Source organism: Bacillus sp. MYb78 (assembly GCF_002975115.1).
Classification (GTDB): Bacteria; Bacillota; Bacilli; order Bacillales; family Bacillaceae_G; genus Bacillus_A; species Bacillus_A cereus.
In genome coordinates, this window is the sequence record NZ_PCOB01000030.1 from 16,998 (window position 1) to 30,847 (window position 13,850).

Here is a 13,850-nt window from a genome sequence, read left to right on the forward strand (position 1 = left end):
CTAATTTTTTCAAAATCATTTTAAATAGTATAGCTTATTTCTTAAAAAAGATACTAAAGAGTAAAACATCTTATAAGAATTATGGTAAAATTTAATAGTTAAAATGTGCTTCTTGAAATATATGATGATTTAGGATAATATCTTTAATGGATAAATAGGTTGCGATGGAGGGTCTATATGTCAAACAGATTTGCAGTGATTCTAGCTGCAGGTAAAGGCACACGTATGAAGTCTAAGCTATACAAAGTGCTGCATCCTGTATGTGGAAAACCTATGGTACAACACGTAGTCGATCAAGTATCTCAATTAGGATTGCAGAAACTTGTAACGGTTGTTGGGCATGGTGCTGAAATGGTACAAGAACAGCTAGGAAACGTAAGTGAGTTTGCATTACAAGCAGAACAACTTGGTACAGCACATGCTGTAGATCAAGCTGCAAGTGTACTTGCAAATGAAGAAGGAACAACTTTAGTTATTTGTGGGGATACGCCGCTAATAACTGCTGAAACGATGGAAGCATTACTTCAGCAACATAAAGAAGCGGGAGCAATGGCGACGGTGCTAACAGCGTACATAGAAGAACCTGCTGGATATGGCCGTATTGTTCGTAATGAGAATGGTCATGTTGAAAAGATTGTTGAGCATAAAGATGCAAATGAGAAAGAATTAGCTATTAAAGAAATCAATACAGGTACGTATTGTTTTGATAATAAGGCTTTATTTGCTTCACTTTCTAAAGTTTCAAATGATAACGTACAAGGTGAATATTACCTTCCAGATGTTATTGAGATTTTAAAAAATGAAGGTCATATCGTATCAGCTTATCAAACAGAGCAGTTCGATGAAACGTTAGGTGTTAACGACAGAGTCGCTCTATCGCAAGCGGAAATTATTATGAAAAACCGTATCAACCGAAAGAACATGGTAAATGGTGTTACAATTATTGATCCAAGTAACACTTATATTTCTGCTGATGCAATTATCGGTAGTGATACAGTTCTTCATCCAGGAACAATTATTGAGGGGAACACTGTAATTGGTTCTGATTGTGAAATTGGACCACATACAGTAATTCGTGATAGTGAAATTGGAGATCGTACGACAATTCGTCAATCTACTGTACATGATAGTAAACTTGGTACAGAAGTATCGGTTGGTCCATTTGCACACATTCGCCCAGATTCAGTTATTGGAGACGAAGTACGCGTTGGAAACTTCGTGGAAATCAAAAAAACTGTCTTTGGTAATAGAAGTAAAGCTTCACACTTGAGTTATATCGGGGATGCACAAGTTGGAGAAGACGTGAATCTTGGTTGTGGTTCAATTACGGTGAACTATGACGGTAAGAATAAATTCAAAACTGTGATTGGTAATGGGGTATTTATTGGATGTAATTCAAACCTTGTTGCTCCAGTAACAGTTGAAGATGGTGCTTATGTGGCAGCAGGCTCTACAATTACAGAGAATGTTCCATCAAAAGCATTATCGGTAGCACGTGCACGTCAAGTTAACAAAGAAGACTATGTTGATCAATTGCTGAATAAGAAAAAATCATAATGTGGAGGGTTAATCTAGATGTCGACTCAATATCTAAATTCTAATTTGAAAGTATTCTCTTTAAACTCTAATAAGGAACTTGCTGAGCAGATTGCAAAGCATATTGGAGTAGGACTAGGAAAATGTTCTGTTGATCGTTTTAGTGATGGAGAAGTTCAAATTAACATTGAAGAAAGTATCCGTGGTTGCGATGTATTCATTATTCAATCTACAAGCTTCCCAGTAAACGAACATATCATGGAATTACTTATTATGATCGATGCATTAAAACGTGCATCTGCGAAAACAATTAATATTGTTATTCCTTATTATGGTTATGCGCGTCAAGACCGTAAAGCGCGTTCTCGTGAACCAATTACATCGAAACTTGTAGCAAACTTGCTTGAAACAGCAGGTGCAACTCGTGTAATCACTCTAGATTTACATGCTCCACAAATTCAAGGGTTCTTTGATATCCCAATCGACCACTTAATGGGTGTACCGATTCTTTCTGATTACTTTGAAACAAAAGGTCTTAAAGATATCGTAATCGTGTCTCCTGATCATGGTGGTGTAACTCGTGCAAGAAAAATGGCAGATCGTCTAAAAGCGCCAATCGCTATTATTGATAAGCGTCGTCCTCGTCCGAACGTATCAGAGGTAATGAACATTATCGGTAATATTGAAGGCAAAACAGCGATTTTAATTGATGACATCATTGATACAGCTGGTACAATTACATTAGCAGCAAACGCTCTTGTTGAGAACGGTGCTTCTGAAGTATATGCTTGCTGTACACACCCAGTATTATCTGGCCCAGCAATTGAGCGTATTCAAAATTCAAATATTAAAGAGTTAGTTGTAACGAACTCTATCGTATTACCAGAAGAGAAGAAAATCGACAAAGTACATGAACTTTCAGTTGCTCCATTAATTGGAGAAGCAATCATTCGTGTATACGAAGAAGAATCTGTGAGTGTATTATTCAATTAATTGGATAGAATGAGACGTAACCAATTTTGGTTACGTCTTTTCGTATCGAAAAAAGAAAGTAGTGGTACAAGAATGAAATTGATAGTAGGACTTGGGAACCCAGGTAGAGAATATGAATTAACAAGGCATAATATTGGATTTATGGCCATTGATGAACTTGCGAAGCGTTGGAACATTTCTTTGAATGAACAAAAATTTAAAGGTGTATTTGGTGCAGGGTTTGTTAATGGAGAAAAGGTAATCTTATTAAAGCCGCTAACATATATGAATTTATCTGGGGAAAGTATTCGTCCACTCATGGATTATTATAAAATTGATGTTGAGGACTTCGTTGTTATGTACGACGATTTAGACATTCCTGTAGGTAAATTGCGTCTTCGCATGAAAGGTAGTGCTGGTGGACATAATGGTGTAAAGTCAACGATTTCGCACCTAGGAACACAAGAATTTCAACGTATCCGTATGGGAATCGATCGCCCGAAAAATGGAATGAAGGTAGTCGATTATGTATTAGGACGCTTTACATCTGAAGAGATTCCGGATGTTAACCATTCTATTGAAAAAGCAGCGGATGCATGTGAAGAGTGGCTAAATAAGCCTTTTCTCCAAATCATGAATACTTTCAATAGTTAAAAATGAGATTGGGAATATTTCTCTTTTGTTTTACCCATACTAGTAGTAATTGAATTTTTAGGAGGCTAGTATGGAAGGGTATTATTATTGCAGACACTGCGGAGGTAATGTAGGCTCCATTAACGCAGAAAAAGTATATAGCGACGTTTTATTTCAACTAACAGAGCAGGAAGTAGTAGAGATGATTCATTTTCATGAGAATGGAAATATATATATAAAAACAATTTGTGAATCGTGTCAAGAAACGCTCGCATCTTATCCTGAGTATTATGAGTATGAAAAATTTCTGCAATAAAATGTTGTCGCTTTGGCATGTCCAAAGCATTTTTCTGTTTTCCTTTTCCAAAATATTTGCATAAAATAGAATGACTTGCTCTTTATGTTGAGAGGAGTTTTAAAAATGATAGGTTTATTAGAGCAATTTTATAAAAATGAAGAGATACAATCGGTTATTAATGGATTAGAAGATGGGTTAAAAGAACAACTTATATCAGGGATGGCAACGTCTTCTCGTTCATTATTAATGGCGGCTTTATATAAAAAAACAAAAAAATCACAATTAATCGTTACACATAACTTATACCAAGCACAAAAAGTACATGAAGATTTAGTGGCGTTACTTGGTGAAAAAGATGTGTGGCTATATCCAGTGAATGAACTGATAGCATCGGAAATTGGGGTTGCAAGTCCAGAATTGAAGGCGCAACGTATAGAAGTGTTAAATCGCTTGGCTGCGGGAGAGAATGGAATCATTGTAGCGCCAGTGGCAGGATTGCGTAGATTTTTACCAATAAAAGAATTGTGGAAGCAAAAGCAAGTTGAAATCAATCTAGGGCAAGAGATTGATTTAGATGCGCTCTTGCATACTTTACATCATATTGGCTATGAACGTAAGTCGATGGTAGAAGCTCCAGGGGAGTTCAGTTTGCGCGGGGGAATATTAGATGTTTATCCTTTAACTGAAGAACTACCATTTCGTATTGAATTTTTTGATACAGAAGTCGATTCTATTCGATTATTTGATGTGGATGAACAGCGTTCTCAAGGTAAAAAAGAAAGCGTTAGGTTTGGTCCAGCAACAGAGTTTTTATTTTCACAGGAAGAATTAAAATCAGGAATTCAGCATCTTGAAGAAGGTTTGACTAAGACGATGCAAAAACTTTCTGATGATAAACTAAAGACTACAGTGCTTGAGACGGTAAGTCATGAAATTGAGATGTTGAAAAACGGGCAAAGTATAGAACAGATGTTTAAATACTTATCTATTTTTTATAAAGAACCTGCTAGTCTGATAGATTATTTACCAGAAGATGGTGTTGTAATTTTAGATGAGATTTCCCGTATTCAAGAAACAGCATCACATCTTGAAACAGAAGAGGCGGAATGGTATATATCACTTCTTGGTGAAGGAACAATTATTCAAGATTTATCTTTCTCTCACGCATTTGAGGGGTTTCTTCATCATAAAAAAAGAAGTTTTGTATATTTAACGTTATTCTTGCGTCATATCGCACACACACATCCGCAAAATATTGTAAATGTAACATGTAAAACAATGCAAGATTTCCATGGACAGATGAATTTGTTAAAAACAGAAATTGATAGATGGAATGAAGGGCATTTTACGACTGTTGTACTTGGAACAGATGATGAACGTGTGAAGAAATTACAACATATTTTAAGTGATTATGATATTGAGGCAGATATTGTAGAAGGCACAGATATCTTATTGCCTGGAAGGCTACAAATTGCTGTAGGTGATTTACATGCAGGGTTTGAAATGCCGATGCAAAAGCTTGTTGTCATTACTGAAAAGGAGCTTTTTCATAAGAAAGTTAAAAAATCACAACGTAAACAAAAGTTATCGAATGCTGAACGTATTAAAAGTTATTCGGAATTAAAAGTTGGAGATTATGTAGTTCACGTAAATCATGGTATAGGTAAATTTTTAGGTATTGAGACATTAGAGATTAATGGTGTTCATAAAGATTATTTAAATATTAAATATCAAGGTAATGATAAGTTATACGTTCCAATTGAACAAATTGATCAAGTCCAAAAATATGTAGGGTCTGAAGGTAAGGATCCGAAAGTTTACAAATTAGGTGGAAATGATTGGAAAAAGGTTAAAACGAAAGTTGAAAAATCTGTACAAGACATTGCGGATGACCTAATTAAACTATATGCTGAGCGCGAAGCTTCAAAAGGCTATGCATATACGCCAGATACGGCAGAACAACAAGAGTTCGAATCATCTTTCCCATATCAAGAGACAGAGGATCAGTTACGTTCTATTGACGAGATTAAAAAAGATATGGAACGCGGACGCCCGATGGATAGGCTCCTTTGTGGTGATGTAGGGTATGGAAAGACGGAAGTGGCTATTCGTGCGGCATTTAAAGCAATTATGGATGAAAAACAAGTTGCAATTTTAGTACCGACAACGATTCTTGCGCAGCAACACTATGAAACAATTCGAGAGCGTTTTCAAGATTATCCAATCAATATAGGATTATTAAGTAGATTCCGTACGAGAAAACAACAAAATGAAACGATTAAGGGCTTAAAGGATGGCACAATAGATATTGTAATCGGAACACATCGTATTTTATCTAAAGATGTCACTTATAAAGATTTAGGGCTTCTTATTATTGATGAAGAACAAAGATTTGGTGTAACGCATAAAGAAAAAATTAAACAATTGAAGGCGAATGTTGACGTATTAACATTAACGGCAACTCCGATTCCGCGGACGCTTCATATGTCTATGCTTGGTGTGCGCGACTTATCTGTTATTGAGACACCGCCAGAAAATCGTTTCCCAGTCCAAACGTATGTAGTAGAGTATAATCCAGCATTAATGCGAGAGGCGATAGAGCGAGAGCTTGCAAGAGGCGGTCAAATTTACTTCCTATATAACCGTGTAGAGGATATTGAAAGAAAAGCAGATGAAATTTCGATGTTAGTTCCAGATGCTCGCGTAACGTACGCACATGGGAAAATGAACGAAAGTGAATTAGAGTCTGTTATGCTATCATTTTTAGAAGGACAGCATGATGTTCTTGTAAGTACAACAATTATTGAGACGGGTGTAGATATTCCGAACGTAAATACGTTAATTGTATTTGATGCAGATCGTATGGGGTTATCACAGTTGTACCAGCTTCGTGGGCGTGTTGGACGTTCTAATCGTGTTGCATATGCATACTTTGCCTATAAACGTGACAAAGTGCTGTCAGAAGTTGCAGAGAAGCGTCTGCAAGCAATTAAAGAGTTCACAGAACTTGGATCTGGTTTCAAAATTGCGATGAGAGATTTATCTATTCGTGGAGCAGGTAATTTGTTAGGAGCAGAACAGCATGGGTTTATTGATTCTGTCGGATTTGATCTATATTCTCAAATGTTAAAAGATGCAATTGAACAGCGAAGAGGAACAGATGGAGCTGAAAATACAGTTAATGTTGAAATTGACTTAGAGGTAGATGCATACTTACCAGATGCTTATATTTCAGATAGTAAGCAAAAAATTATGATGTATAAACAATTTAGAGGTGTTTCTGCAATTGAGGATATTGAAGAATTGCAGGAAGAAATGATCGATAGATTCGGTGATTACCCACAAGAAGTTGGTTATTTATTACAAATTGCAAATATTAAAGTGTTGGCAATGAAAGAACAAATTGAGTTAATTAAGCAGAATAAATTTGAAGTAACATTCCTGTTTTCTGAACAAGCAAGTCAAAATATTGATGGTGGAAAATTATTCATGCTCGGAAATAGTTTTGGGCGTATGATTGGTCTAGGAATGGAAGGATCACAATTGAAAATTGTTATGAAAACAAATGGCTTAGAGACATCGAAGTGGTTAACAATTGCTGAAAATTTATTAAAAGGCTTACCAGATGTGAAAAAAGAAGTAATAAATGCCTAAAATAAGATAAAAAAATACAATTCGACGTGCATAGAAGAACTAATGTGTAAAATACTATGTCTAACAGTTGGTGATTTTTACATGAACAGGTAAATTCACCACTTTGATCATCAGTAGAAAGTGAGGCAGCATTAGAATGAAAGCAACTGGAATCGTACGTCGAATTGATGATTTAGGCAGGGTAGTAATCCCAAAGGAAATTCGTAGAACTTTACGTATTCGAGAAGGAGACCCACTAGAAATATTTGTTGATCGCGATGGAGAAGTAATTTTAAAGAAGTATTCTCCAATTAGTGAACTAGGTGATTTTGCAAAGGAATATGCTGAGGCTTTATATGACAGCTTAGGACATAATGTGCTTGTCTGTGACCGAGATTCTATCATCGCAGTATCAGGCGTATCGAAAAAAGAATACTTAAATAAAAGTGTTGGCGATCTAATCGAAAAAACGATGGAAGAAAGAAAGTCTGTTATTATGACGGACGAAAGTGATATTTCCATTATCGATGGTGTAACAGAAAAGGTTCATTCTTATACAGTTGGACCGATTGTTGCAAACGGAGACCCAATTGGAGCCGTCATTATTTTTTCAAAAGAAGCTATTATAAGCGAAATCGAGCATAAAGCGGTTAATACTGCTGCCAGTTTCTTAGCGAAACAAATGGAACAGTAAGGGTATATTGATTTTAGAAGTAGCAATCTTTCCTAATTATGATCTTTCTTTTTGAGAAATCAACTATTTGGAGATATATGTATATTGAATGAAGGTAGCGCTTTGCTACCTTTTTTCGTTGAATATTTTTAACGTGTAGGGACCTAGTATTACCCGTGGTGGTAAGGGATTTTGTACTTTTCTTTATGATATAATACGAGAGGTGAGAATAGAAAAAGGAGTTTTCTTGTATGGAAGCGAAGAAGTATCAAGCCTTTTGGCGTGGGGCTATTATATTAACGATTGCAAGTTTTGTTACAAAAGTATTAAGCGCTTTTTACCGTATTCCATATCAAAATATAGCAGGGGATATTGGTTTTTATATTTACCAACAAATTTACCCGTTTTATGGATTTTGTTTAATTTTAGCTACTTATGGGTTTCCTGTTATCATTTCAAAAATGGTTGCAGAACGACTAGAGTGGGGAAAACAGAGAGAAGCAGAAGAAATTATTTGTGTATCTTTTTGGTTTTTATTAGGAATTGGTTTTATAGGTTTCTTTACATTGTTTTTTGGGGCCGAAACAATCGCGATAGCTATGGGCGATATGCACTTAGATAAGTTGCTACGTGTTATTTCATTTTCGTTCTTATTGATGCCGTTTTTGTCTGTAGCAAGAGGGTATTTTCAAGGGTTCAATAATATGATGCCAACGGCTGTTTCGCAAGTAATAGAACAAACAATTCGAGTTTCTATTATTGTATTTTTATCGCTATTCCTAATTGCTCACGGATTTGATTTATATACAGTTGGTGCAGGGGCTATGTTAGGCTCAATTGCGGGTGGACTTATTGGGATTATTGTACTTATGTTGTATATGCGTCGAGATTTTCGTTCCATATTTTTTAAACGTGTAGCGAGAATTAAGGGTAAAAGGAAGATAATTAAAATCCTTTTTTGGCAGGGGTTAGCGATTTGTGTTAGTAATTTAGTGCTTATTTTTATACAGATGGCTGATTCAATGTCCTTGTACACTTTACTTATTGGTGCGGGAGAACAGACTGAAAGTGCAAAAGTATTAAAGGGTGTTTATGATAGAAGTATTCCGCTAATGCAATTAGGTACTGTTGTGACGACTTCTTTCTCGTTATCACTTATTCCAATTATTACAGCGGCGAAAGAAAGAGGAGATCTTTCCTTTATTCAAGAAAAGGTAAAGTTAGCAATGAAAATAACATTTGTTATTGGATTTGCAGCAGCTATTGGACTAACTTGTATTATTCAACCTACGAATATTATGTTGTTTGAAAATAGTGATGGATCAGATGTTTTATCTATTTTATCTTTATCTATTTTATTTAGTTCATTGTCAATTACGACGGCTTCTATTTTACAAGGGTTGGGACAAACATTTAAGCCAGCATTATTTGTTGTATTTGGAGGTTGCTTAAAGTTAGCGTTAAATTATATATTCATGCCTTATTTTGGTGTGAAAGGGGCAGCCTTAGCGACTTTATGTGCGTTAATCATAATTTCTGGACTAAATAGTTTGTTGCTTATGAGAGCTGTATCAGGGTCACTTATCAATAAGCGAAATATGTTAGGTGTAGTAATTAGTGGTATCTGTATGGGGTTTGTATTAATGATGTTCACGCGTGTGTTGCAGATGTCTGGATTAGTAATTGATACGGAACATAGAGCGAGCGCGACGCTTGAAGCGTTGTTAGGTGTAGCCATCGGCGGATTGACATATATGTTTTTTATTTTAAAATTACGTGTATTTACAAAAAAAGAATTAGGAACTGTTATGAAACAAGAGAAAAAAGAAGGTTCATTGAAGAAGAGTGGATAGAGGTGACAGGTTGTGAGTGGAATCATTACTGTTTTAGGTTTAGGTGCTGGTGAATTAGATCAGCTAACGATGGGTGTATATCGAAAAATAAAAGAAGCAGATCATCTGTTTATTAGAACGAAGGAACATCCAGTTATAGAAGAATTGGAGAAAGAAGGCATACAATATACGGCTTTTGATGCTGTATATGAAGCACATGATACGTTTGAAATTGTATATGAAACAATTGCGAATAAATTGCTAGAACAAGCTGAAGGTACAGAAATTATCTATGCGGTTCCGGGGCATCCACTTGTAGCAGAAAGAACAGTTCAGCTATTGTTGGAAAAAGGAGACGTTTCAAATGTTGAAGTGCGAATTGAGGGTGGACAAAGTTTCCTTGATCCTATGTTTGCAAGCCTAAAAATTGATCCGATTGAAGGATTTCAATTACTTGATGCTACATCATTTGAAAGAGGGCAATTAGAATTACGTCAACATTTAATCTTTTGCCAAGTATATGATGCATTCGTTGCATCTGATGTGAAATTAACATTAATGGAGATGTTGCCAGATGATTATGAAGTGTATATCGTAACAGCTGCAGGAACTTCATTTGAACAAGTAAAGAAGGTACCGTTGTACATGTTAGATCATGAAACGGAATTGAATAATTTAACAAGTGTGTACGTGCCACCTGTTCAGGAGCGTGCGTCCTTGTATCAACAGTTTGATGTTCTTAGAGAAATTATTGCAGACCTGCGTGGTCCAAATGGTTGTCCGTGGGATAAAAAGCAAACGCATCAATCATTAAAGAAATATTTAATTGAGGAAGCTTATGAGGTGTTGGAAGCAATTGATGAAGAGGATGATGATCACTTAGTAGAAGAATTAGGTGATATATTATTACAAGTTATGCTTCATGCTCAAATCGGAGAAGATGAAGGTTGGTTCTCTATAGATGATATCATTCGAACTCTATCTGAAAAAATGGTTCGTCGTCATCCACATGTATTTGGAAATACGGATGTAAACAATGCTGATGAAGTGATTGCCAATTGGGAAGAAATTAAAAAACAAGAAAAAGGATTCGTGAAAGAATCTGTTTTAAATGGCGTTCCTAAAAGTTTGCCGCAGTTACTACGCGCCTTTGAAATTCAGAAGAAAGCTGGTAAGGTTGGATTTGATTGGGTTGATGTGCAGCCGATGATAGAGAAAGCTTTGGAAGAATGGCAAGAGTTCCAACAAGAAGTTACAAACATGGATGAGGAAAAGATGCTAGGTGAGTTTGGTGATTTACTATTTGCATTTGTTAATATAGCCCGTCATTACAAAATAGATCCAGAAGAGGCGTTACGTTCAACTAATGAGAAATTTACTGGTCGTTTTTTATACATGGAGGCAAAAGTAGCTGAAATGAATAAAGAGATGGAAGATTTATCATTAGAACAGTTAGATGTTTTATGGGAAGAAGCGAAACAAACAGAGCGTTAATAGGGGGATTTGATATGCGTCTAGATAAGTTTTTAAAAGTGTCACGTTTAATTAAAAGAAGAACATTAGCGAAAGAAGTAGCTGATCAAGGAAGAATATCTATTAATGGTCAAGTGGCAAAAGCGAGTTCTGATGTGAAAGTAGCTGATGAATTAACAATTCGTTTTGGTCAAAAAATAGTCACTGTAAAAATAAATGAATTGAAAGAAACAACTAAAAAAGAAGATGCAGCAAATATGTATAGCTTAGTTCGTAAAGAAAAAGTAAAAGCGGAAGAAGGCTTGTTCTAAAATCATGTATCCCCTCATACATTACTATTAGCTAGTAAAAACCTATGGGGGGATTTACGTGAATAATGGTTACTCACCTACGTCTTCTAATCAACAAAATGTTTCTGTAGAACATGACATTATTATGCGTGGCAGGCGTATAATTGATATTACCGGTGTGAAGCAGGTAGAGAGTTTTGATAGCGAAGAGTTTTTGCTAGAGACCGTAATGGGTTTTTTAACGATTCGTGGTCAAAATTTACAAATGAAAAATTTAGATGTAGAAAAAGGTATTGTGTCGATTAAAGGGAAAGTTAATGAGATGCTGTATATTGATGAAAATCAAGGGGAAAAAACTAAAGGTTTCTTTAGTAAGTTGTTTAAATGAGTCTAACAATTCAGTTGTATACAATGCTTTCAATGATTGGAATGGGTGCTTGGATTGGAGCGTCTTTAGATACATATCAACGTTTTTTAAAGCGCCAAGAACGTAAACGTTGGCTTGTATTTATACAAGATATATTATTTTGGATTGTCCAAGCATTATTCGTCTTTTATGTATTGCTTCTCGTAAATGAAGCTGAACTACGTATATATGTGTTTTTGGCATTGTTATGTGGTTTTGCGGCATATCAAAGCTTACTGAAAGCACTATACATGAAGCTGTTAAATTTTCTCATCTATATTTTTATGCAAACAACATATTTTTTTGTTCGAATTATACAGCTACTCATGATAAAACCTGTTATTATTATAGCGCAGCTATTTATTGCATTTATATTATTCTTATTTCGTATACTGCTTTCAATTGGACATGTGTTATGGAAAATTGTGATTTGGATATTACTTTTCATATGGAAAGTTTTTTTCTGGCCTGTTCGATTTATTGCTTCGCTCATATGGAAACTTCTCCCTAATCGTGTTAAACTTTTTATAGTGAAACATATAGGGTTCCTGCAATATATAGCAAAATTGAAGGGACATATCTTCCAAATATGGGAGCGTATAAAAAAGAAGTTAGGGGGACCTCGGAAATGAGGGAACTGAGACAAAGAACAATCGAAAAACAGAGTCCAAATCCTGTTAAAGAGCATATAATACAAACGGATGAGAACAGGAAGCGACTTTATCGCCGTTTAGCGGTTTTTCTTGTCTTTACTTTTACAATTATTGCGAGTATTAGTGTAACGTTTTATCAACAAAACAGTTCCATTAAAGCAAAAGAAGCAAAAGTTAAGGACATGAAAAAAGAACTGGATTCATTAACGAATAAAGAAAAAAGTCTAAAAGACGAAGTTCAAAAGTTAAATGATGAAGAGTACGTATTAAAGATTGCTAGAAGGGATTATTTCTTCTCTGGTAAAGGGGAGATAATTTTTCCTGTTTCGAAGTAGAGTATGTCTTATTGACACTATATTTTAGGATTATATATAATAAAGTAAAATTTGACTTTTTAACCACTAAGGAGGAGCATTTTTTTTATGTCAATCGAGGTAGGCAGCAAGTTACAGGGTAAAGTAACAGGTATTACAAATTTTGGGGCTTTTGTGGAGCTGCCAGAAGGCTTAACTGGTCTTGTTCATATTAGTGAAGTTGCTGATAACTATGTAAAAGATATTAACGATCACTTAAAAGTGGGCGACCAAGTAGAAGTAAAAGTTATTAATGTTGAAAAAGATGGAAAGATTGGTTTATCTATCAAAAAAGCGAAAGAACGTGAAAAAACAGAAGGAGATCGTCCACGTGGTGAATACCAACGCGGTGGTGATCAACAACGTTCTGGACGTCCACAACGTAATAATCGCTCTTTCAACAGAGATAATCGTGGTGGCGGTAACGACCGAGCTCCAAAAGAAACATTTGAGCAAAAGATGGCACGCTTCTTAAAGGATAGCGAAGATCGTTTAACTTCTTTAAAGCGTAACACAGAGTCTAAACGTGGTGGCCGTGGCGCACGTCGCGGATAATAAGGCCGTTTAGTTTTTAACATATAGAGAGGTACCCAGAGTGATGGCTCAGGGTGCTTTTTTATATGTGAAAATATATTTTAAAAAAGTTTTCAAGATGTGTTGACTTTAAATAATATCTGATGTAAGATACTAATTGTCCGTTAAATACAACGACATGGCGGTGTAGCTCAGCTGGCTAGAGCGTACGGTTCATACCCGTGAGGTCGGGGGTTCGATCCCCTCCGCCGCTATATTTATTTTAACGGCCCGTTGGTCAAGTGGTTAAGACACCGCCCTTTCACGGCGGTAACACGGGTTCGAATCCCGTACGGGTCATCTAAAAAGATCATGCAAATTTGCATGATCTTTTTTTGTTAAATGGATTAAGACATACAACACTTCTACAAAATCACCCTATATTTTCTGAATATTTAATTAAAAAATCAAGGATAACTTACATACCGTGTATATCTGTAGAGTTATTTCGAATAAAAAGTCGAACGATTATAAAAGTGAAAACTGTTGTTTTGACAAAAATCCCAACAATCATCTTTTATAATG

13 protein-coding genes and 2 tRNA genes are annotated in these 13,850 nt (G+C 35.6%); all 15 read left to right on the forward strand.

Features of this window, described 5'->3' with window-relative positions; all coding sequences use genetic code 11:
- The first annotated feature begins 177 nt into the window (after positions 1-177).
- The 15 genes from glmU (at position 178) to CQ064_RS30335 (ending at position 13,625) form a co-directional block, all read left to right on the forward strand.
- Positions 178-1,557 carry a bifunctional UDP-N-acetylglucosamine diphosphorylase/glucosamine-1-phosphate N-acetyltransferase GlmU gene (gene glmU / locus CQ064_RS30265; RefSeq protein WP_000071039.1) on the forward strand — a complete coding sequence of 460 codons (1,380 nt, stop codon included), beginning with the start codon at positions 178-180 and terminating at the stop codon, positions 1,555-1,557.
- An 18-nt stretch (positions 1,558-1,575) separates the two neighbouring features.
- Entirely contained in the window at positions 1,576-2,529 is a 954-nt protein-coding gene (locus tag CQ064_RS30270) for a ribose-phosphate diphosphokinase (protein WP_000107420.1), read from the forward strand.
- A 72-nt stretch (positions 2,530-2,601) separates the two neighbouring features.
- Positions 2,602-3,162: an aminoacyl-tRNA hydrolase gene (pth, locus tag CQ064_RS30275; protein ID WP_000767702.1), complete on the forward strand. Its 561-nt coding sequence runs from the start codon at positions 2,602-2,604 to the stop codon at positions 3,160-3,162.
- A gap of 70 nt (positions 3,163-3,232) precedes the next feature.
- Positions 3,233-3,457, forward strand: coding sequence for an anti-sigma-F factor Fin family protein (locus tag CQ064_RS30280; RefSeq protein ID WP_000399438.1), 225 nt, complete (start codon positions 3,233-3,235; stop codon positions 3,455-3,457).
- A gap of 105 nt (positions 3,458-3,562) precedes the next feature.
- The gene (mfd, locus tag CQ064_RS30285) at positions 3,563-7,093 is read left to right on the forward strand and encodes a transcription-repair coupling factor (RefSeq protein ID WP_000579691.1); all 3,531 of its coding nucleotides are present in this window, start codon (positions 3,563-3,565) and stop codon (positions 7,091-7,093) included.
- Between the two features lie 136 nt (positions 7,094-7,229).
- On the forward strand, positions 7,230-7,766 hold the full coding sequence (spoVT, locus tag CQ064_RS30290; protein WP_000648306.1) for a stage V sporulation protein T: 537 nt from the start codon (positions 7,230-7,232) through the stop codon (positions 7,764-7,766).
- 230 nt (positions 7,767-7,996) lie between these two features.
- Entirely contained in the window at positions 7,997-9,598 is a 1,602-nt protein-coding gene (locus CQ064_RS30295) for a putative polysaccharide biosynthesis protein (RefSeq protein WP_000387596.1), read from the forward strand.
- A 12-nt stretch (positions 9,599-9,610) separates the two neighbouring features.
- Positions 9,611-11,071, forward strand: coding sequence for a bifunctional methyltransferase/pyrophosphohydrolase YabN (gene yabN / locus CQ064_RS30300; protein ID WP_000014277.1), 1,461 nt, complete (start codon positions 9,611-9,613; stop codon positions 11,069-11,071).
- Between the two features lie 14 nt (positions 11,072-11,085).
- On the forward strand, positions 11,086-11,361 hold the full coding sequence (locus CQ064_RS30305) for an RNA-binding S4 domain-containing protein (protein WP_001234877.1): 276 nt from the start codon (positions 11,086-11,088) through the stop codon (positions 11,359-11,361).
- 58 nt (positions 11,362-11,419) lie between these two features.
- On the forward strand, positions 11,420-11,728 hold the full coding sequence (gene yabP / locus CQ064_RS30310; protein ID WP_001059104.1) for a sporulation protein YabP: 309 nt from the start codon (positions 11,420-11,422) through the stop codon (positions 11,726-11,728).
- Positions 11,725-12,378, forward strand: a complete 654-nt coding sequence (yabQ, locus tag CQ064_RS30315; RefSeq protein ID WP_000059781.1) for a spore cortex biosynthesis protein YabQ — start codon at positions 11,725-11,727, stop codon at positions 12,376-12,378. The genes yabP and yabQ overlap by 4 nt, the downstream gene beginning before the upstream one ends.
- On the forward strand, positions 12,375-12,734 hold the full coding sequence (divIC, locus tag CQ064_RS30320) for a cell division protein DivIC (protein ID WP_001208739.1): 360 nt from the start codon (positions 12,375-12,377) through the stop codon (positions 12,732-12,734). Before yabQ ends, divIC begins: the two co-directional genes overlap by 4 nt.
- Before the next feature lie 87 nt (positions 12,735-12,821).
- Positions 12,822-13,307, forward strand: a complete 486-nt coding sequence (locus CQ064_RS30325) for a S1 domain-containing RNA-binding protein (protein WP_000021451.1) — start codon at positions 12,822-12,824, stop codon at positions 13,305-13,307.
- A 159-nt stretch (positions 13,308-13,466) separates the two neighbouring features.
- Positions 13,467-13,540 (forward strand) — tRNA-Met (locus CQ064_RS30330).
- 13 nt (positions 13,541-13,553) lie between these two features.
- Positions 13,554-13,625 (forward strand) — tRNA-Glu (locus CQ064_RS30335).
- Positions 13,626-13,850: the final 225 nt, after the last annotated feature.

Excerpts from the sequence above, each read along its gene's own strand:
- divIC (WP_001208739.1), top strand. The coding sequence starts at position 12,375 with ATGAGGGAACTGAGACAAAGAACAATCGAAAAACAGAGTCCAAATCCT.
- CQ064_RS30270 (WP_000107420.1), top strand. The coding sequence starts at position 1,576 with ATGTCGACTCAATATCTAAATTCTAATTTGAAAGTATTCTCTTTAAAC.
- yabQ (WP_000059781.1), top strand. The coding sequence starts at position 11,725 with ATGAGTCTAACAATTCAGTTGTATACAATGCTTTCAATGATTGGAATG.
- CQ064_RS30295 (WP_000387596.1), top strand. The coding sequence starts at position 7,997 with ATGGAAGCGAAGAAGTATCAAGCCTTTTGGCGTGGGGCTATTATATTA.
- pth (WP_000767702.1), top strand. The coding sequence starts at position 2,602 with ATGAAATTGATAGTAGGACTTGGGAACCCAGGTAGAGAATATGAATTA.
- mfd (WP_000579691.1), top strand. The coding sequence starts at position 3,563 with ATGATAGGTTTATTAGAGCAATTTTATAAAAATGAAGAGATACAATCG.
- spoVT (WP_000648306.1), top strand. The coding sequence starts at position 7,230 with ATGAAAGCAACTGGAATCGTACGTCGAATTGATGATTTAGGCAGGGTA.
- glmU (WP_000071039.1), top strand. The coding sequence starts at position 178 with ATGTCAAACAGATTTGCAGTGATTCTAGCTGCAGGTAAAGGCACACGT.
- CQ064_RS30305 (WP_001234877.1), top strand. The coding sequence starts at position 11,086 with ATGCGTCTAGATAAGTTTTTAAAAGTGTCACGTTTAATTAAAAGAAGA.
- CQ064_RS30280 (WP_000399438.1), top strand. The coding sequence starts at position 3,233 with ATGGAAGGGTATTATTATTGCAGACACTGCGGAGGTAATGTAGGCTCC.
- CQ064_RS30325 (WP_000021451.1), top strand. The coding sequence starts at position 12,822 with ATGTCAATCGAGGTAGGCAGCAAGTTACAGGGTAAAGTAACAGGTATT.